Raw genomic sequence first — 18,878 nt, 5'->3', positions numbered from 1 at the left:
GCACCGCGACACGCTCCGTCGGTTCGAATGGCGAATTCCCTCCCCGGGCGCACCGGGGCCCCATCGCCCCACTGTAGCGGACCCCGACGCCGGGGGACAACCCGGGCCTCGCCGCCGATCGGCCGGATCCCCCCCGGGCGCCGGAGTTGCACACGTCTTGACGTCCCTCCTCGTCCGGCCTCCCAAGGGCCGGGCGGCGGGAGCCGTTTGACCGGCCTGCACCCGCACGATAGCCTTGATGTCAGGCCGAGCCTCATCCCCCTTGAGCGCCGGGCCCCCCGACGGCGCCCCGAACCGGAGTCGAGGTCCCTCGCCATGTATCGACTCGATGCGAACTCGCCCGCCCGATTCTGCGACGGGCTGACCCGCCGCGACTTCCTCCACGCCGGATCCCTCGCCGCGCTCGGCCTGACGCTGCCCGGCCTGAAGGCGATGGAGGCGAGGGGGGCCGTCGACCGATCCCGGGAGATGAACTGCATCATGCTGTTCCTGGTCGGCGGGCCCAGCCAGCTCGACACCTGGGACATGAAGCCCGACGCCCCGAGCGAGATCCGGGGGCCCTTCCGCCCCATCGACACCGCCGTGCCGGGCGTCCAGGTCAGCGAGATCTTCCCGAAGCTCGCCGGCATCATGGACAAGGTCGGCCTCGTCCGGTCGGTCTACCACACGGCGACCGCCGTGCACGACACCGGCCACCAGATGATGCAGACCGGCCGCCTCTTCGGCAACGGCGCCATCCAGTATCCGCACGTCGGCTCCGTGCTCTCGTTCCTGAAGGGGCCGAACGGGGACGTGCCCCCGCACGTCGTCATGCCCCGGCCCATCGGCAACACCGGCGGCAACATGCCCCACGGCCAGGACGCCGGGTTCCTCGGCAAGAGCTACGACCCCTTCGTGCTCGGCGCCGACCCCAGCGCCAAGGACTTCAAGGTCCCCGACCTGCTGCCCCCCGACTACGTCTCCGGGGTCCGGGAGTCCCGCCGCCGCTCGCTCCGGGACGCCATCGACGGCGCCACCCGGTCCTTCGAGGCGTCCGAGGACGCCCGGCTGCTCGACGAGAACTTCCAGCGGGCCTACGGCCTCATGTCCAGCAAGGAGGCCCGGGAGGCCTTCGCCCTGGACGCCGAGCCTGACGCGATGAAGGACCGCTACGGCCGCACCCGGTTCGGCCAGAGCTGCCTGCTGGCCCGTCGCCTGATCGAGCGCGGCACCCGGTTCGTCACCGTGAACATGTTCGAGACGGTCTTCAACGAGATCACGTGGGACATCCACGGCTCGGCCCCCTTCAGCCCGATCGACTGCTACAAGGACGAGGTCGGCCCGAACTTCGACACCGCCTACAGCGCCCTGATCTCCGACCTCTACGAGCGGGGGATGCTGGAGAACACCCTGGTCCTGGCCTTCGGCGAGTTCGGCCGGACCCCCAAGATCAACCCCGCCGGCGGCCGGGACCACCACCCCGCCTGCTGGTCGGTCCTCTTCGCCGGGGGCCCGGTCCGGGGGGGCACCGTGGTCGGCGCCTCCGACGAGATCGGCCACGCCCCGAAGGACCGCCCGGTGTCGACCGCCGAGGTCGCCGCCACCATCTTCGACGGCCTCGGCGTCGACCTGGGCACCGAGCTGCCCGGCCCCCAGGGCCGGCCGATCCGGGTGGTCGACCACGGCGTCGAGCCGATCCGGGAGCTGTTCTGATCCGACCCTGACCCCGACGACCACGCCACACCACGCCACGCCCCGAGTCATCCGCCGGGGGGACCTCCTCTCCCCCCCCCGGCGGCCCCCTGGAACACCCCCGGTCCATGAGCCACCCCGCAACCCGATCCCACGACCGGGAACTCGCCTCGGCCTTCGACGACCAGGCCGACCGCTTCGAGCGGGCCCCGGTCCAGTCCGACCCGGACGCCCTAGCCCGGCTCGTCTCCGCGGCCGACCTCTCGCCGAACGCCCTCGTGCTCGACTCCGGCTGCGGCCCCGGTCTGGTGGCCGAGGCCCTCCTGGAGGCCGGGCACCGCGTCGTCGGCGTGGATCTCTCCCACGAGATGATCGACCGCGCCCGGCGCCGCTGCGAGCGGTTCGGCGGGAATGCCACCTTCCTGCTCGGCTCGATCCACGACCCCGAGCTCTCCCGGTTCGCCCCCTTCGACGCCAGCGTTTCCCGATACGTCCTGCACCACATCCAGGATCCGCTGCTGTTCGTCGTCCGCCAGGCGACACTGCTCCGCCCCGGCGGCGTGCTGGTCCTCTCCGACCACACCACCGACCCCGACCCCGAGGCCAGATCCTGGCACCAGCAGGTCGAGCGCCTCAGGGACCGCACCCACACCTCCAACGCCACCCCCGGAGAGCTGGCCGACCTGCTCACCGCCGCCGGCCTGGAGTCGGTCCGGATGATGGAGGAGACCTTCACCCTCGACTTCGACGAGTGGTTCGACCGGGGCTCCCCCCAGGCCCCCAAGGACGACGTCCGCGGCCTCGTCCTCAGCGGCCCCCTCGCCCACGGCTTCCGCCCGCAGCTCCGGTCCGACCACCGCATCTCCATCGAGTGCTGGCGGGCCACCGCCCGGGGGATCAAGACCGGCCGCTGAGTGACCCGGGCCCGCACGCCCGCCACGCCGCCGAAGCGGCCCGGTGGTTCCGGCCCCGCTCCCGATCCGTTAGGATGAGCCGATCTCATCCCACCGACGGGGCGTCCCCCGGCCCCGGACCGATCCCCTTCGAGCGAGGCCCCCGCATGAGCATCGCCGCCCGCCTCGGCCTCCTGGCCGCCTGCCTGCTCCCGGCCCCGGCCGTCGCCGCTCCGGCCGACGGCCTCGCCCTGCTGCCCGGGTCGGCCGCGCTCGACGGCCCGAAGGCGTCCCAGCGATTCCTGGTCGAGCACCTCGACGCCTCCGGCCTCCTCTCGGGAGAGGCGACGGCCGGGGCCACCTTCTCGATCAGCAACCCGAACATCGCCGCCGTCTCCCCCGAGGGGGTCGTCACCCCCGTCTCCGACGGCGTCGCCACCCTGACCGCCGCCGTCGGCGGCCGGACCGCGACGGCCCTGGTCCGCGTCCGCGATGCCGACCGGGACGAGCCCCGGAGCTTCCGCAATCACGTCCTGCCGGTGATGACCAGGTTCGGCTGCAATCAGGGCTCCTGTCACGGCGCCGCCGCGGGCAAGAACGGCTTCCGCCTCACCCTCCGGGGCTACGGGCCCGAGCTGGACTACGACGCCCTCACCCGGCAGGCCGCCGCCCGGAGGATCGACAAGACCTCCCCGGCCGAGAGCCTGATGCTGCTGAAGGCCACCGGCGCCGTCGAGCACGGCGGCGGCCCGCTGTTCGCCCCGGGCTCGGCCGACTACCGGGTCATCGCCGAGTGGATCGGCGCCGGCCTACCCGCCCCGACCGAGGACGACCCCCGGATCGACGCCGTCGAGGCGTTCCCCCCCGCCGTCTCGCTCCGGCCCGGCGACACCCAGCAGATCCTCGTCCGCGCCTCCTACACCGACGGCCGGACCGCCGACGTGACCCGATGGGCCAAGTTCGGCACCACCGACGAGACCGTCGCCACCGTCGACGACTCCGGCAGGCTCACCGTCGTCGGCCCCGGCGAGGGGGCCGTCACCGTCTGGTTCGACAGCCGGGTCGCCCTGTCGAGCGTCACCGTCCCCCACGACCGATCGATCGATGAAACGATCTTCGCCGAGGCCCCCCGGCACAACCGGGTCGATGAGCTGAACCTCGACACGCTCGCCGCGCTGAGGATCCCTCCGTCCCCGCCCTGCGACGACGCCACCTTCCTCCGCCGGGCGTATGTCGACGCCACCGGCACCCTCCCCGCCGCCGAGGAGGTCGACGCCTTCCTCGCCGACGACGACCCCGACAAGCGAGCGAAGCTCGTCGACCGGCTGATAGGCAGCGAGGCGTTCGTCGATTACTGGGCCTACAAGTGGTCCGACCTACTCCTGGTCTCCTCCCGGAACCTCCCCGCCCCGGCGATGTGGAGCTTCTACCGGTTCATCCGCCGGAGCGTGGCCGAGAACCGCCCCTGGGACGACTTCGCCCGCGACGTCCTCACCGCCAAGGGCAGCACCCTCGACGACGGCGCCGGCAATTACTTCGTCATCCACCGGGATCCGATCGAGCTGACCGAGAACGCCAGCATGGCCTTCCTCGGCCTGGCGATGACCTGCGCCCGGTGCCACAACCACCCGCTGGAGAAGTGGACCCAGGACCAGTATTACGGCTTCGCCAACCTCTTCGGCCGGGTGAAGCTCAAGGACGGCGACCTCGGCGCCGCCGTCGGCGACGTGGAGGTCATCCCCGCCTCCTCCGGCGACATCCCCCACCCCCGCCGGGGCGACCCGATGGCCCCCCAGCCCCTGGACGCCGAGCCGGTGCCCCTGGACGCCCCCGGGGACCGCCGGGAGGCCCTGGCAGACTGGCTCGAATCCCCCGACAACCCCTACTTCGCCCCCGCCTTGGTCAACCGGGTCTGGGCCAACTTCTTCTCCCGAGGGCTCGTCGACCCCGAGGACGACCTCCGGGCCACCAACCCCCCCTCCGACCGGGCCCTGATGGACTGGCTGGTCGCCGACTTCCGCTCGCATGATTACGACGTCCGCCACCTGATCCGGACCATTATGACCTCCGCCTCTTACCAGCGCTCCTCCGCCCCCGTCCCCGGCAACGAGGGCGACACGAAGTTCCTCAGCCGGTACGTCCCCCGACGCCTCCCGGCCGAGGTGCTGCTGGACGCCATGTCCTGGGTGGCCGAGGTCCCCACCGCATTCCCCGGCTATCCCGCCGGCTGGCGGAGCCTCCAGCTCCCCGACGCCCAGGTCGCCAACCCCTTCCTCGACTCCTTCGGCCGCCCCGCCCGCAACGACACCTGCTCCTGCGAGCGCTCCGACGAGCCGTCGCTCGCCCAGGCCCTCCATTTGGCCAACGGCGACACCCTCAACGAGAAATTACGCCACGACAATTCCGCCCCCGCCCGCCTGGCCGCGTCGAATGCCCCCTTCTCGGAGGTGCTCGACCTCCTGTTCAAATCCGCCCTGTCCCGGGCCCCGACCGACGACGAGCGCTCCCGCATCCTCCCCATGCTCGAATCCGCCCTCGCCGACGCCGAGACCGACGAGGACCGGGCCGCCGCCCGCCGCCGGGCCATCGAGGACCTCTACTGGGCCACCCTGACCGGCAACGAGTTCCTGTTCAACCATTGATCCGAGGGGGCCCGGCGGGCTCGATCCGACCTCCGGGGGATCTCGGCCATGACCTCGACCGCTCGCACCGTCCGCGGACTGACGATCCTCCAGCTGATGAAGCTGACGGCCTACCTCGCCGTGGGGATGGCCATCCTCGGCCCGATGATCCGGCTCACGGAGGCCACCGGGGGGCCCGTGCTGGCCGTGTTCGTCTTCGGCGCGGTCGCCGTGCCGCTGGCCTGGGCCGGGCTCTCCTTCGTGATGATCCGGCCGGGGCCGACCCGGGACCGGCTCGTGCTGGCGAACCTGCTGGGGTCCGTCGCCTCGGCCCTGGCGTTCGCCCTCGTCCTGCTCGCGGTGGGGTTTTGGGACTTCCGGATCCAATCGGACTGGCTCTCGGGCTTCGCGATCATCTTCGGGATGGTCCTCCTGCTGCTCGCCGCCGCGACCTTCCTGGCCGCCCGCCTGTTCGGCCCCTGGTACCGGGCCACCTGGACCGGAGGCCGCACCCCCTACGCGGTCGTCCCGCTCCTCGGCCTGGCCATCCTCGGGACGATCGTCGCCGCCCGATTCACCTGGGAGGCCTTCCTCTGGGCGAGGCTCGGCTGGACGCCCGCCCTCGTCCTGATGATCGTCCCGGCGGCCGCCCTGCTGCTGCTCGACCGGCTCGCCTTCGCGCTCTTCCGCCGCCTGTGGTCCGCATCTCGGGCGCGGCCGACCTCGGGGGATGACTCCGCCCCCGCCCCGAGCTGAACGCATGCCGGGCCGATCGCCCTTGGCATCGGTGCCGCCGGCGGGGAGAATGGGGCCGATCGCCTCCTCCTCGACGCCCGTCCCGCCCCCGGGCCCGAGGCCGGGACCCTGGCCATGTCCAACGCATCGAACCCCCCGCTCCCTCCGCTGCCCGGCCCCGGCGCCCCGGCCGATGCCGGTCCCGGGGCGCCCCGCGGGCGATCGACCGCGTCGGGCGTGCTCGTCTTCCTCGTCATGGTCGGCTGCGGCATGGTCGTCGGCGGCCTGATCGGCCGGGCGTCGAAGTCCTCGACCGCGGACCTCGACCGGGTCCAGGGCATCGCCGCGATCGCCGGGATCCTCGTCGCGCTGCCGATGGTCCTGGTCCTGCACGAGCTGGGGCACGTCGTCGGCGGCCTGGCGGCCGGGTTCCGGTTCAACCTGTTCGTGGTCGGCCCGCTGAAGGTCGTCCGCGAGGCCGACCGCATCCGGGCCAGGCTGAACACGAACCTCTCCATTGCCGGGGGCCTGGCGGGCTGCTCGCCGACGGGGTCGGGAGACCACCGCCGGGGGATGATCCTGATGGTCGCCGCCGGGCCGATCGCCAGCCTCCTCGGCGCGGCGGCCGGGCTGCTCGGGGCCGGGGCGACCGGCGGGTTCGCCCCGGGGGCCTCGGGCTGGTCGGCGGCGTCGGGGATGGTCCTGGGCGCCTTCGGCCTCGGGTCGCTGGCGATCGGCCTCCTCACGCTGGTCCCCGGCCGCACCGGCAATTTCATGACCGACGGCGCCCGGCTGATCGGCCTCCTCCGCAAGGGGCCCGAGGCCGACCGCGAGGCCGCCGTCATCGGCCTGGTCGCCGAGTCGGCCTCGGGGATCCGGCCCCGGGACTGGGACCCCGGCCTAGTCTCCCGGGCCGTCTCGGTCCCCGACGGCTCGCTGCTCGACGCCGTCGCCGAGCAGCTCGCCTATTCCTGGGCGCTCGACCGGGGCGACCTGACTCTCGCCCGGGACCACCTCGCCCGATCCCTCTCGCTGGCCGACCGCCTGCCGCCCTCCGTCCGCCCGGCCATCGAGCTGGAGGCCGCCGCCTTCGAGGCAGCCATCCGGGCCGACGCCGCCGCCTGCCGCCGCTGGCTCGACCGCGCCGGCGTCCCCGGCGGCCTCGTCCCGCGCCACCTCCGGCCCACCGCCGAGGCCGCCCTCGCGGTCGCCGAGGGCCGCTTCGAAGACGCCCCGACGCACATCGAGGCCGCCCGGGACGCCCTCAGCCGGACCAGCGACCCCGGCTCGATCCCCGTCGCCCGGGACCGGCTCGACGACCTCTCCCGCCGCTGCCGGCCGATGGATCCCCCCGCCCATCCCGAACCCAAGGTCGCCGGCTCCTTCTGATTCGGGCCGCTCCCCGTCCGGGGCCCCGCCATGAACGACCCGCACCCGCCCCCGAGACAACGTCCCCGGCCCCGGCCCCGGATCACCGTCCGCCAGCTCCTGCTGACCATCGCCGGCCTGGCCCTCGTCAACGCCCTCGGGGCCCACCTCGACCGGCCCCTCGCCTCCGGCCCCGGGGAGGCCCGGGAGGAAGGCCAGGCCTACTTCGCCGACGCCCAGATCGCCCGCCACCGGGACCGGGTGGCGAGCCGACAGGTCGTCGCCCTCCGCCTGGTCACCATCCTGGTGGGCAGCACCTTCGTGCTCTCGATCCTGGGATTCGTCGTGTTCGTCAATTATCTTGAAGCGATCCGGGAATCCCGAGGCGGGCCCCCGCCCGACGGGCCGGACCGCCTCCCACCCGCCCCGGATCGACCCGGCGAGCCAAACGCCCGCCCCCCCTCGGCCTGACGACCGCCGCCCCGTCCCCCCGGAGATCGTCTCGACATGGCACCGCTCCTCGCCCTCATCATCGCCGCGCCGACGATTCTCCCGACCACGACGGCGGACGACCCGGCCCCCGTCCGGTTCCTCGAAGACGTGGCGCCGATCCTCGTCTCCCGGTGCGTCTCCTGCCACCGCGACGGCGACGAGCAGGGGGGCCTGAACCTGGGCACCTTCGCCCGCCTCAGGGAAGGCGGGGCGATCGAGGGGGACCTGATCCTCCTGCCCGGGGAGCCCGAGGAGAGCCACCTCGTCCGCGTCCTCCGGCCCGACGCCGCCATCCGGATGCCCTTCGAACAGGACCCGCTCCCCGACGACCAGATCGACCTCATCGCCCGGTGGATCGCCGAGGGGGCCTCGATCGGCGACGTGGCCGAGGACGCCCGGCTCGCCTCGCTCGTCGACCCCCTGGCCAACCTCCCCGAGGTCGCCGTCACCGCCGCCGTGGCCGACCCCGCCTCCGCCGTCGCCTTCGGGCCCGAAGGCTCCCGGCTGCTCGCCGCCCGGGGAGACCAGATCCTCCTGCTCGACCCGGCCGACGGCTCGACGCTCCATTCCCTGTCGGGCTTCGAGGGGACGGCCAACGCCGTCGCCTTCGGGCCCGACGGCCGGCTCGCCGTCGCCGCCGGGGGCCGCCCCGGCCTCTTCGGCGCGATCGCCGTCTGGGACCTGGAGACGGGGAACGTCGTCAATTCCTGGAGGGGCCACGCCGACGCCATCCTCGACGCCGCCCTCGCCCCCGACGGCCGGACCCTGGCCACGTCGAGCTACGATCGCCTGGTCATGCTCTGGGATCTCGAGACCGGCGCCGAGATCCGGACCCTCAAGGAGCACACCGATGCCGTCTACGCCGTCGCCTTCTCCCCCGACGGCTCGACGCTCGCCTCGGCCTCGGGGGACCGGACGGTGAAGCTCTGGGACCCGGCCACCGGCCGGCGGATCGTCTCGCTCGGCGACGCCTCGGCCGAGCTGTACGCCGTCGCCTTCGGGCCCGACGGCTCGACCGTGCTGGCCGGGGGCGCCGACCGGACCATCCGGCAGTGGACCCGATCCGGGGACTCGGCCACGCTCTCCCGGTCGGCCATCGCCCACGACGCCGCCGTGCTCGACCTGCTCGTCTCCCCCGACGGATCCCGACTCGTCTCCACCGGCGAGGACGCCGCGGTGAAGCTCTGGTCGCTCCCCAAGCTGGGGCCGATCGCCGCCCTGCCGAGCCAGCCCGACTGGCCCCTCGCCGCCGCGCTCAGCCCCCCCGGCGATCGGATCGCCCTCGGCCGATACGACGGCTCCCTCGCCCTGCTCCCCGCCGACCCCGGCGCGACACCCAACGACGCCCTCGCCCTGCTGACCGCCCCGGGGGACGAGCCCCCCGACGCCGTGCCCGAGGAAACCTCCCCCGAGCCCCCGAAGCCCGAACTGGTCCGACGCCCCTCGCTCGGCCCCCCCGCCCCGAAGGGGTCCGAGCGGGGCCGGACGCTCACGGTGAACCTGTCCGGAAACGGCGTCGGCCTCGCCAATGCGGTCGTCTTCGACGACCCGAGCCTCTCCGCCTCCATCCTGGCGAGCGACGACCCCGACCCGAACCGCCTGCACGTCGAGCTGACCATCCCCCCCGACGCCCGGATCGGCCGCCACGCCTTCCGCGTCCAGACCCCGCTCGGCGTACCCGCCCCGCAGGGCTTCGCCGTCTACGACGCCCCCGAACGCGCCGAGGTCGAGCCGAACGACGACGCCGACCAGGCCACCGCCCTCCCGATCCCCGCCACCCTCTCGGGGGCGATCGAGACGCCGGGCGACGTCGATTTCCTCGGCTTCCAGGCGAAGGCCGGGCGCACCATCGTCCTGCTCGACCGGGGCCAGGCCCTCGGCTCGGCGCTCGACCCGACCCTGGAGTTGCTCACCCCCGACGGCCGGGTCGTGGCCCGGGGCCGATCGCCCCTCTCCCACGCCGCCGAGGCCGACGGCCCGCTGACGCTCCGGGTGGCAGATCGCCAGTTCGGCGGCTCGGGCAATCACTTCTACCGGATCGAGGTCGGGGAGATCCCGGTGCTCGACGATGCGTTCCCGATCGGCGTCGAGGTCGGCACCTCGGCCGAGGTCGCGGTCTCGGGCCCGAACCTGGAGACCGCCTCGGTCTCCGTCGCCGCCCCTCCCGGGATCGCCCCCGGCTCCATCCTCCCCGTCCCCGCCGCCGGGCCCGACGGCCGACCGGCCGAGGGGGGGCCTCGGGTCGTCGCCGCCGAGGGGAGTCAGGTCGTCGAGATCGAGCCCGACGACGAGCCCTGCTGCGGCGTCGCGCTGGCCGTGCCCGGGGGCGCCTCGGCCCGGATCGACCTCCCCGGGGACGTGGACCATTACACCTTCGAGGCCCGCCGCGGCCGCCCCCTGGTCGTCGAGGTTTTCGGCCGTCGCCTGGGCACCGAGGTCGACCCGGTCCTGGAGATCCTCGACGCCGACGGCGACCCCATCCCCCTCGCCGTGCTCCGACCCGTCGCCCGGTCGGCGGTCGCCTTCCGGGACCACGACGCCTCGCAGGACCGCATGAGGCTGACCCGATGGGACGAGTTCTCCCAGGATGACTACCTCCTGATCGGCCGGGAGCTGACCCGGCTGCTCGACCTCCCGCGCAACCCGGACGACGACGCCTTCCTCTGGACCGCCGGGGGCCGCCGGCTCACCTACCTCGGCACCACCCCCGAGCAGCACCCGCAGGACCGGCCGATCGACCAGGTCGAGATCCACCCCCCCGGCACCACCTTCCCCCCCGGCGGCGCCGAGCCGGTCACGCTGGAGCACCGCAACGACGACGCCCCCTTCCTCGGCAAGGACGCCTCCCTCGCCTTCAACCCGCCCGCCGACGGCACCTATTCCGTCCGGGTCGCCGACGCCCGGGGGCTCGCCGGCCCCGGCTTCGGCTATCACGTCGTCGTCCGCCCCCCCCGGCCCGACTTCGCGACGTCGCTGAGCACCGAGGACCCGGACATCCCCCGCGGGGGCGCCTCGGTCGTCACCGTGAACGTCCGCCGGGTCGACGGCTTCGACGGCCCGATCGACCTCCGGGTCGAGGGCCTGCCGCCGGGGATCACCGCCACCCCGTCCCGGGTCGAGGCCGGCCACTATGCGGCCGACTTGCTGCTCTCGGCCTCGATGGACGCCCCCACCTACTCCCCCCCCTCCTGGCGGGTGATCGCCGAGGCCGCCGTCGACGGTCCCGGGGGCGAGGTCCTCCGCCACGAGATCAACCCCGGAGGCCCGAGCGGCGGCCGGATCACCGTCACCCCCGAGCCGGATCTGACCGTCCGATCCGACCGGGACCGGGTCGTCCTCCGGCCCGGCGGCCGGGTCGAGCTGACCTTCCGGATCGAGCGCCCCCCCGCCTTCTCGGGCCGGGTGCCGATCGACGTGAGGAACCTCCCCCACGGCGTCCGGGTGCTGAACATCGGCCTCAACGGCGTGCTCATCACCGAATCCGAGGTCGAGCGCACCGTCTCCCTCTACGCCGAGCCCTGGGTCGAGCCCGCCGAGCGGCCCATCTTCGCCGTCGGCAAGGTCGAGGCCGCCGGGACCGACCACCCCGCCCCGCCGATCACCCTGGTCGTCTCCCCCGACGCGCCCTAGCGGACGATCGGCGAGGGGACGCCGGGCGCCCGGGACGCCCCGGCTCGGTGGGCGCCCGCCGTCCGCGCCGGGGCCGACCCGTCATGCCCCCTCCCGGATCTCCCACCCCCGCCTCGCCTCGGCGATGCACCGGATCGCCGAGAGGGACACCAGCAGGATCCCGCCGAGTTCCAGCAGCAGGTTGACCCGCACCCCCAGCAACGCCCCCCCCAGCAGCACGTCCACGTGGTGGAACGAGGAGGCCCGGACGAGGACGAAGGCGAACAGGGCGAACACCCCGATCGGCGCCAACGGCCGGCGCAGGGCGGCCGACCGGAACAGGAAGGCGAAGGCGGACAGCGCGCCGATCCCCACGACTGCCACGGCGAAGATGAAGGCCCGCTGCACGGCCTGGCGGTCCTCGTACCAGCCCTGCTCCCTCGCCAGCCCGCGGCCGGCCACCAGGATCAAGGTCTGCAAGTCGAGCTGCTTATTGATCCCCAGCACGAGCATCCCTGCCGCCAGAATCCGCCAGAACAGCACGCGCCTGCCCCTCGAATCGGCGCGGGGCAGGGCCGGAGGACGGTGCCGATGCCGGGGCGGCGAGGAGTCGTGGCGATCGAACTCCCGCCTCCAGAAGATGGGGTGGGATTCCTCCTTGCGGTCCCCCCGACGCCGCTCGGCGGCCGAGGCCGACCAGCAGGCGACCGCCGCCGCCAGGTAAGCCGCGACCGTCAGCCAGCCGCCGACCGAGGGGTCGCCGATCCCGGGGCGCCAGCCCCCGGCGATCGACTCGGCAATCGGGATCGGCACGTACGTCGTCTCCACCGGCAAGTCCCCCATCCGGGCGGTCGTCCCGAGACCGGGGATCCCCGGGAACCGCGACCACCTCGCTCCATCCTAGGCCGGGATCGGCCTTCGGCACGAGCCCGGGCATCCCATGGCGGCGTTCCCAGACCGCATCGGCCATCGTCTGGGAGTCGTCGAAAAATCGGGACGCCAGGCGGCCGCCGGAAGGCCGCCGAGCCTGGCAGCACCGCTTGAATAAATGAACAAATAGCCTTTTTGGATTGTGCAACCTTAAAATCACGAACAACCATGTTCTAACATTTTTTCATACCCAAAGCCACCCGAATGTGCCGGAGGGGTTGGCACTCGGGGTCAGTCCGCACGGCATCGGACCGAGTCCGCGTCGCAAAACAAAGCTGGCATCGCCGACGAGATTCATCGGGGCTCCGTACCCGCTTGCGGTCGGTAGACCTGCTCTTTCTCGACGAATCGCACCCCCGGGCCCTCCTGCAACCGCTTCACGTAGTCGAGGCCGGCCTTCCGGGTCGGCGTAACCTTGAAGTAGCCGCCGGTTTCGTTGTGGCTCCTCACCTCCATGCCGAGGTCCTCGAGGAGGGATTCCACCTCCTGCACGCGGCCCTTCTCGTAAGCCACGAGGTAACTCATCGTCCCGGGCTCCCCGACGTCTGCGGCGGCCCGCACCTTCCCCTCCACGATGCAGACGAGGTGACCCGGTTCCCCTCGCTGCTCGAGGGACCCTTCCACGACCACGGCCTGTTGCACCAGGGGATCCAGCTCGGGTCGTCCCGGCACGGGTTCCTTGAACTCCAACCGGAAGAGCATGCCCCGCGATCGGACGGCGAAGCGACCCGGCGACCCCCGACCTCCGCCCTCCGTCGGGTCGAATTCGAGCCTGCCCCGGATCACGACCGTGATCCGTTCCTCCTCCGTCTGAGGCGCCTGGGCCTGGGGACCGGTCCGGGGATTGACCATCACGGCGAAGGCAAGCCCGCACATCACTCCGGGAAACATGAACATGACAGACCCTCCCGGCCGAGTCGGACCGACGCCACGAACGTCGCCCCGACTCCCGACCTCCGGCGGTCATCCTCCCGCCAATTCTCCGGGCCCGGGTCGGGAAGTCAACGTGGGGGTCGGCTCCCGAAATCCGGGCGACCGCGCGGGTGCGCCTGGCCCGGGCCGGGCGGGGGACCCCGCCCGGCCCGGGGCGCCGGTTCAGGGCCGGTCCGCGTCGCGCTCCGCGGACCGGGCCCGGATCTCCTCGAGCTGCCGTCGCCGCTCGGACCGGATCCCCGCGTCCGTCACGCCGAGGACCTCGCCCCGGCTGGCGTCGAGCATCCAGCCGAACGGCACCCCGATCTCCTCCGCCGGCCGGGCGTAGACCCGGTGGTAGGGGGCCAGCCCGATCGGGTCCTTGGTGAACAGGAAGTCGAACGGGGCGAACGGGTAATCCTCCCGGTAGACCCATCCCAGGTGTCCGTCCGGGGTGACCTCCTCACCCAGGAACGTCAGGTTGCTCTGGTAGACCGTCCCGCCGAGCATGTAGATCGCGCTCCCGGTCGAGGAATTCAGGCCGAAGGCACCCGCTTGCTCGGCCTCCCGGCCGAAGTAGGCGAGGTCATCCGGCGTCTCCGGCGGCGGCGGCCCGCCATCTCCCAGGAACGTGAGGTCGAGCGTCGCCCCGGTCACGCACCTGCCCGAGAGCGACGGGATCGAGCGGGCATTGTCCAGGATCAGCTCCTTCATCTCCGCCGCCGACTTGCCGCTGTGGTCCGGGTGGGCCCAGGCGAGGGCGACGGCCCCGGCGACGTGCGGGGTCGCCATCGACGTGCCCGCGAAGAAGTCGTACGCGTTGCCGGGCACGGTGCTGAGGATGTCGTCCGCGTCCTCCGACTCGAGCGTGCCCCCCGGCGCCGCCAGGTCGACCGTCTCGAAGCCGAAACTGCTGAACCACGACATCTCCTCCCGCACGTTGATCGAGGCGACGGCGATGATGCTCTCGAGCGGGTAGTTCGAGGGGTAGTTGTCGGTGCGGTCGTTGTCCTGCGAGGAGTTGCCGGCCGCGGCGACGAACAGGATCTCCTCCGCCTCGGCCCGGGCGATCGCCTCCTCCAGCAGGGTGGAGCGGCCGCCGCCGCCCCAACTGTTGCTCAGGACGCGGAGGTCGACGCCGTTCCGCTTCTGGGCGACGGCGTAGTCGATGCACCGGATGGCATCATCGGTGGTCCCCGATCCGTTCGCCCTCAGGAACTTGAGGGCCATGATCCGGACCTTCCAGTTGACGCCGGCCACGCCCACCGCGTTGTCGCCGACCGCCCCGATCGTGCCCGCGCAGTGGGTGCCGTGGGCGTTGTCGTCCATCGGGTCGCCGGTGCCGACGCCGCCGTCGAACCTGGCGCCGTGGACGTCGTCGGCGATGCCGTTCATGTCGTCGTCGACGCCGTCGCCCGGCGTCTCATTCGGATTCACCCAGATGTTGTCCCTCAAGTCCTCATGGGTGTAGTCCACCCCCGTGTCGATCACGCCGACGACGACGGGCGACTCGTGTCCCGTCTCCCAGGCGATCGCCGCCCGGATGTTCTCCATCCCCCACAACTCGGCGAGCCTCGGGTCGTCGGGCGTGGCCGCCGAGGTCGAGGGGGCCGCGGCGGGCGACCGCGGGCTCGCGGCCGCCGCCGGGTTCGGCCTGCGGGGCCCGATCGGCTCCGGGATGCTCACGATGTAGTTGGGTTCGATCCGGAGCACGGCCTCCGCGGACGACGCGGCGACGGCCCGCGCGGCGACGCTCCTGGTACCCGGGCCCGGCCTGGTGCGCAGGTAGAGTCCCGGCTCGTAGTCCTCGAGGATCTCGAAACCCGCCTCCTCCGCCGCCCGTCGGGCTTCGGCCGATCTCCCGGCCTCATAGCGGATCAGGACCTCGGGGTTCGTGGCAAAGGCCACCGCCGAGCTTTGGACCTTGTCGTCCTGCGCGGCGTGGATGGCATGGGATCCGGCCGACATCAACACCGCGGCCGGGACGAAAACGCAAGCTCGCACCATGCTGAGCATGTTTATTCCTCGCACACGATCTAGCGACCTAATCGCCTGACAGCCCCCCCGCGAATCGGGAACGCCCCGATTCCCCGGGAGCGCTGGCAACATGATGAGATCACGCCGGATCTGGCAATTCAACGCTAAATTCCGAATAACATTTATTGATTCTGCAAATCCCTGTTCACAATCAGGCGAGAAGGACCATGGCGATCGCGGATTCGCGATCGGTTCGGATGCTCGCGAGCGGTCTTTCTCGTGTCGGGTCGCGACCCGGCGGCATCCGTCCGGCCGGCAGGCGAGCCGTTCCGCCTCAGTGCGGAAATCCCCGAGAGGACGCGATCGGCGGTCGGAGCTGCCCCATGAGACGGCCCGCGGAGGTGCCGGCCCCGCAGGCCGACCGCAACGCCTCGGCCCGGCACGCAACGCGAAGCCCCCCGACGCCCCCCACCGACCGGTCGAGGCGACGGACGCGGGGCTCCGGCCTCGGCGCGAAGGCCCCGGGGCGGGCCGAGCTTGCGGCGCGGCCCGGATTCGGGGGAGAATCGGTCCGGTGTGGTCGGATCCGGCCCGGGGGAGGGTCCAGCGCGATGTTCGACGCCCAGGAAGTCACCTCGATGCTGGCGATCGCCATCCTCGTGGTGCTGGTGCCCACGTTCTTCCTGTCCCGGTCGGTCTCCCGCCACAAGGTCTCCCGGATGGCCCGGGAGCGGGCCCGGGAGCTGGGGCTGGAGTTCCGGGGGCCGGTCGGGTCCCGCCGCGACCCCCTCTTCCGAGGGCTCGCCGTGATCGGCCGGCGGGGTCGGCAGGCCGTCACCGACGTCTGCCGGGGGGACTACCGGGGCCATCCCCTGCTGATGGCCGACGTCCGCGAGCGACCCCTGATCGCCTCGGCCATCGCCCCCGGGTCCTCGGGGCCGGTGGGGACCGCGATCCGGCTGGTGGCCGTGCTGATGGGGGTCGGGTTCCTCGCCTCGGCGCTGCTGCACGCGACGGGGCTGCTGGTCGGTCGCCTCCCCTACGGCGGGGCGATGATGCTCGGGCTGGCGGCGACCTCCGGGCTGATCGGGCTGGTCTTCACCATGCCCTTCCTGGCCGAGGCCGCCCGGCGGCGACGGTCGGCCGCCAACCACCTGCTCGTCATCTTCATCGAGCCGGTCCCGGGCCTGCCCGAGTTCCTCCTCGACCCCCGATCGGCCGACCATCCCGACCTCGATCCCGAGTTCCGGTTCGCACCGACCCGGCCCGACGACTCCCTGCCGCCCCCCCTCGCCGCCGAATATGCCTCCCTCGGCGCCCCGCTCGACGCCCTCCCCCCCGCATTCCTCGACCGCGCCACCCAGGTCCTGGTCGGCCGATCGACCCCCTGGTCGGTGCAGGGGACCGGGGGCCGGCTGGCGATCTGGATCTCCAACTGGCACGCGCCGACGACCCTGCGTCCCGTCCGCTCCTACCGCTCGGTCCTCGACGACGCCGTCTCGCTCCGGGAGGCCCTCGACCCGTCGACCGCTCCCGTCGAGCCGTCGGGGGCCATCCCCCCCCGCAAGTCGATCCGATCCGCCCTGGAACTCATCCACGGCGAACCCGGCCCGAACCACCGGGGGAGGACCGGGGTGTGAGCGGGTCCGGGGGCCTTCCGGGTGCGGGGGGTTCTTGGGCCGGGGGGGTTTAACGCGGATCACCCCCACCCGCGTCGTCGGCGGTCCCCCTCCGCCGCTTCCGGTACTGCTTCGGGCCTGCCGGGGACGGCTCGACCAGCCCTTCCTTCTCGCATCGGCCGAGCCACCGGGCGGAGTGCCGCAGGGGGAGGCCGACGGCGTGGAAGAGGGACCGGGCGTCGTCCCGGTCGAACGGATCCGGCAGCAGGGCGACGCCGGAGGGCCCGGCCTCGACCCCCCGGCGGAGCCATTCCAGGGCGTCGGCGAGGATCGAGGCGTGGTCGAAGGCGAGCGGCTGGGCCGAGGGGTCGGCGAGGATCCAGGAGGCGTCCGAGGCGTCGTCCCCGCCCCTCGGGGCCGGCGGGGGGGGGGGAGGACCGTGGCGAAGACCAGGCTGATGGTGCGCCCCCGAGGGTCTCGCCCGGGATCGGCGTAGAAGCCGATGGGGTCGAAGGGGGACAGGGGGTCGAGATCCAGGCCGGTCTCTTCCCGCAGCTCGCGGCGGGCGGCCGGGGCGGCATCTTCGTCCATCTCGATGAACCCGCCCGGGAGGGCCCAATGCCCCTCGAACGGGGGCTTGCCTCGGCGGACCATCAGCACGCGGAGCGCGGGGCCGTCGACGGCGAAGGCCGCCGTGTCGACCGTGACCGCGGGCCGGGGGAACTCATAGCAATGCGGCTTCGACATGGGCAATGCATCCTGCTGCGGGGGCCCTGCCGCCCCGAATGGCTGGTCAACGGCCCCCCGATCTCCCATCATAAGCAGAGACGCCAGTCCGTCCATCTCAGCCTCCCCGATCCGGGAATCGTCCCGCCGAGCCCCCGACCGACCCCATGAGCCATCCCGACCCCCTCGCCCTGCTCGACGACCCCGACCTCGGCGACCTCGTCCCCCGACTCCAGGCCCTCGACGGCCCCGCCGACGACTCGGGCGACTGGCCCGGGCCGCTCTGGTCGGCCCTGGCCGGGGCCGGCGTCCCCCGGTGGCCGGTCCCCCCGGCCTTCGGCGGCGAGGGGCTCGACCTCGCCTCGCTCGTCCGCCGAGAGGCGGCGCTGGCCGAGGGCAGCCTGACCGCCGCCTTCATCTTCTCCCAGTTCAACGCCGCCACGCGACGCCTCGTCGCCGCCGCCGAGGCCGGGCACGAGGGGGCCTCGGGCTGGCTCGGGCGGGTCGCCGACGGCCGGGCCTTCCCCACCATCGGCACCTCGCAACTGACCACCTCCCGGCGCCGGGGCACCCGGGCCCTCGCCGCCGAACCTTCCCCCGGCGGCGGCTACCGCCTCGACGGCGCGATGCCCTGGGTCACCGCCGCCGGCCGGGCCGACGTCTTCGTCGCCGGCGCCGTGCTCGAGGACGGCGGGCAAATCCTCGTCGCCCTGCCGGCCGACCGCCCCGGCCTCGCCGTCGGCCCGCCGATGCCCCTGGCGGCCCTGCAGGCGTCCTGCACCGCGGAGGTGACCTGCGACGGCGTCGCCGTCGGCCCGAAGGACGTCCTGTTCGGGCCCGATCCCGACGTGCTCTCGCTCGCCAGCGGGGGCGCGGGGGCCGGCGGCCTAGAGACCTCCGCCCTGGCCGTCGGCCAGGCGAGGGCCGCCCTGCGCGCCCTCCGCGCGCTCGCCCCGCACCGGGACGACCTGGACGAGCCGATCGAGGCCCTGGAATCGGCCTGGGGGGAAGTCGCCTCCGGCCTGCTCGCCGCCGCCGAGGGCAGGGCCGACGCCCCCTCGGCCTCCGAAATCCGCACCCGGGCCAACCCCTTCGTCATCCGGGCGACGCACGCCTACCTCACCGCCCGCAAGGGGACCGGCTTCCTCCGCACCGACCCCGCCCAGCGCTGGGCCCGACAGGCGATGTTCTTCCTCGTCTGGTCCTGCCCCGGCCCCGTCGCCCGGGCCGCCATGTTCGAATTCGCCGGCATCTGCCCCGGCTGACCGGGGAGGACGCCGACGCCGACGCCGGTCGCCTCTTGCCCGCACAGGCCATGATGCGAC

General features: G+C 73.2%; 12 protein-coding genes and 1 pseudogene. 9 read left to right on the top strand and 4 right to left on the bottom strand.

The genetic code is table 11. The features are described 5' to 3' along the window. The first annotated feature begins 315 nt into the window (after positions 1-315). From ElP_RS19755 to ElP_RS19725, 7 genes are all read left to right on the top strand, one after another. Positions 316-1,692, top strand: a complete 1,377-nt coding sequence (locus ElP_RS19755; RefSeq protein ID WP_145272201.1) for a DUF1501 domain-containing protein — start codon at positions 316-318, stop codon at positions 1,690-1,692. Positions 1,693-1,799: 107 nt separating this feature from the next. Then, complete coding sequence (locus ElP_RS19750; RefSeq protein ID WP_145272199.1) at positions 1,800-2,585, top strand: class I SAM-dependent methyltransferase; 786 nt, start codon at positions 1,800-1,802, stop codon at positions 2,583-2,585. A 146-nt stretch (positions 2,586-2,731) separates the two neighbouring features. Then, complete coding sequence (locus tag ElP_RS19745; RefSeq protein WP_145272197.1) at positions 2,732-5,206, top strand: DUF1553 domain-containing protein; 2,475 nt, start codon at positions 2,732-2,734, stop codon at positions 5,204-5,206. Positions 5,207-5,254: 48 nt separating this feature from the next. Beyond that, positions 5,255-5,941 (top strand): hypothetical protein, encoded by a 687-nt coding sequence (locus tag ElP_RS19740; protein ID WP_145272195.1) that lies wholly within the window; start codon positions 5,255-5,257, stop codon positions 5,939-5,941. A gap of 114 nt (positions 5,942-6,055) precedes the next feature. Continuing rightward, the gene (locus tag ElP_RS40710; RefSeq protein ID WP_197446184.1) at positions 6,056-7,309 is read left to right on the top strand and encodes a hypothetical protein; all 1,254 of its coding nucleotides are present in this window, start codon (positions 6,056-6,058) and stop codon (positions 7,307-7,309) included. A gap of 30 nt (positions 7,310-7,339) precedes the next feature. Then, positions 7,340-7,759, top strand: coding sequence for a hypothetical protein (locus ElP_RS19730; protein WP_145272193.1), 420 nt, complete (start codon positions 7,340-7,342; stop codon positions 7,757-7,759). Positions 7,760-7,795: 36 nt separating this feature from the next. Next, positions 7,796-11,410 carry a c-type cytochrome domain-containing protein gene (locus ElP_RS19725; RefSeq protein WP_145272191.1) on the top strand — a complete coding sequence of 1,205 codons (3,615 nt, stop codon included), beginning with the start codon at positions 7,796-7,798 and terminating at the stop codon, positions 11,408-11,410. Positions 11,411-11,491: 81 nt separating this feature from the next. On the opposite strand, the gene ElP_RS19720 is transcribed toward ElP_RS19725, so the two are convergent. The 3 genes from ElP_RS19720 to ElP_RS19710 form a co-directional block, all read right to left on the bottom strand. Further along, entirely contained in the window at positions 11,492-12,217 is a 726-nt protein-coding gene (locus ElP_RS19720) for a hypothetical protein (RefSeq protein WP_145272189.1), read from the bottom strand. Between the two features lie 396 nt (positions 12,218-12,613). After that, entirely contained in the window at positions 12,614-13,216 is a 603-nt protein-coding gene (locus tag ElP_RS19715; protein WP_145272187.1) for a hypothetical protein, read from the bottom strand. Positions 13,217-13,414: 198 nt separating this feature from the next. Then, positions 13,415-15,247, bottom strand: a complete 1,833-nt coding sequence (locus ElP_RS19710; RefSeq protein WP_197446182.1) for a S8 family peptidase — start codon at positions 15,245-15,247, stop codon at positions 13,415-13,417. Positions 15,248-15,819: 572 nt separating this feature from the next. On the opposite strand from ElP_RS19710, the gene ElP_RS39805 reads away from it, so the two are divergent. Next, entirely contained in the window at positions 15,820-16,848 is a 1,029-nt protein-coding gene (locus ElP_RS39805) for a hypothetical protein (protein ID WP_145272183.1), read from the top strand. A 474-nt stretch (positions 16,849-17,322) separates the two neighbouring features. On the opposite strand, the pseudogene ElP_RS41255 reads toward ElP_RS39805, so the two are convergent. After that, positions 17,323-17,481, bottom strand: a pseudogene (locus ElP_RS41255) (NUDIX domain-containing protein); the annotation flags it as partial. 239 nt (positions 17,482-17,720) lie between these two features. Between ElP_RS41255 and ElP_RS19695 the strand changes: the two are divergent. Then, positions 17,721-18,818: an acyl-CoA dehydrogenase family protein gene (locus tag ElP_RS19695; protein WP_145272181.1), complete on the top strand. Its 1,098-nt coding sequence runs from the start codon at positions 17,721-17,723 to the stop codon at positions 18,816-18,818. The last annotated feature ends 60 nt before the right edge of the window (positions 18,819-18,878 follow it).

Source organism: Tautonia plasticadhaerens (genome assembly GCF_007752535.1).
GTDB classification, from domain to species: Bacteria; Planctomycetota; Planctomycetia; order Isosphaerales; family Isosphaeraceae; genus Tautonia; species Tautonia plasticadhaerens.
Note: the sequence above shows the minus strand (reverse complement) of the source record. Positions and strands in the feature narration are given on the sequence as shown.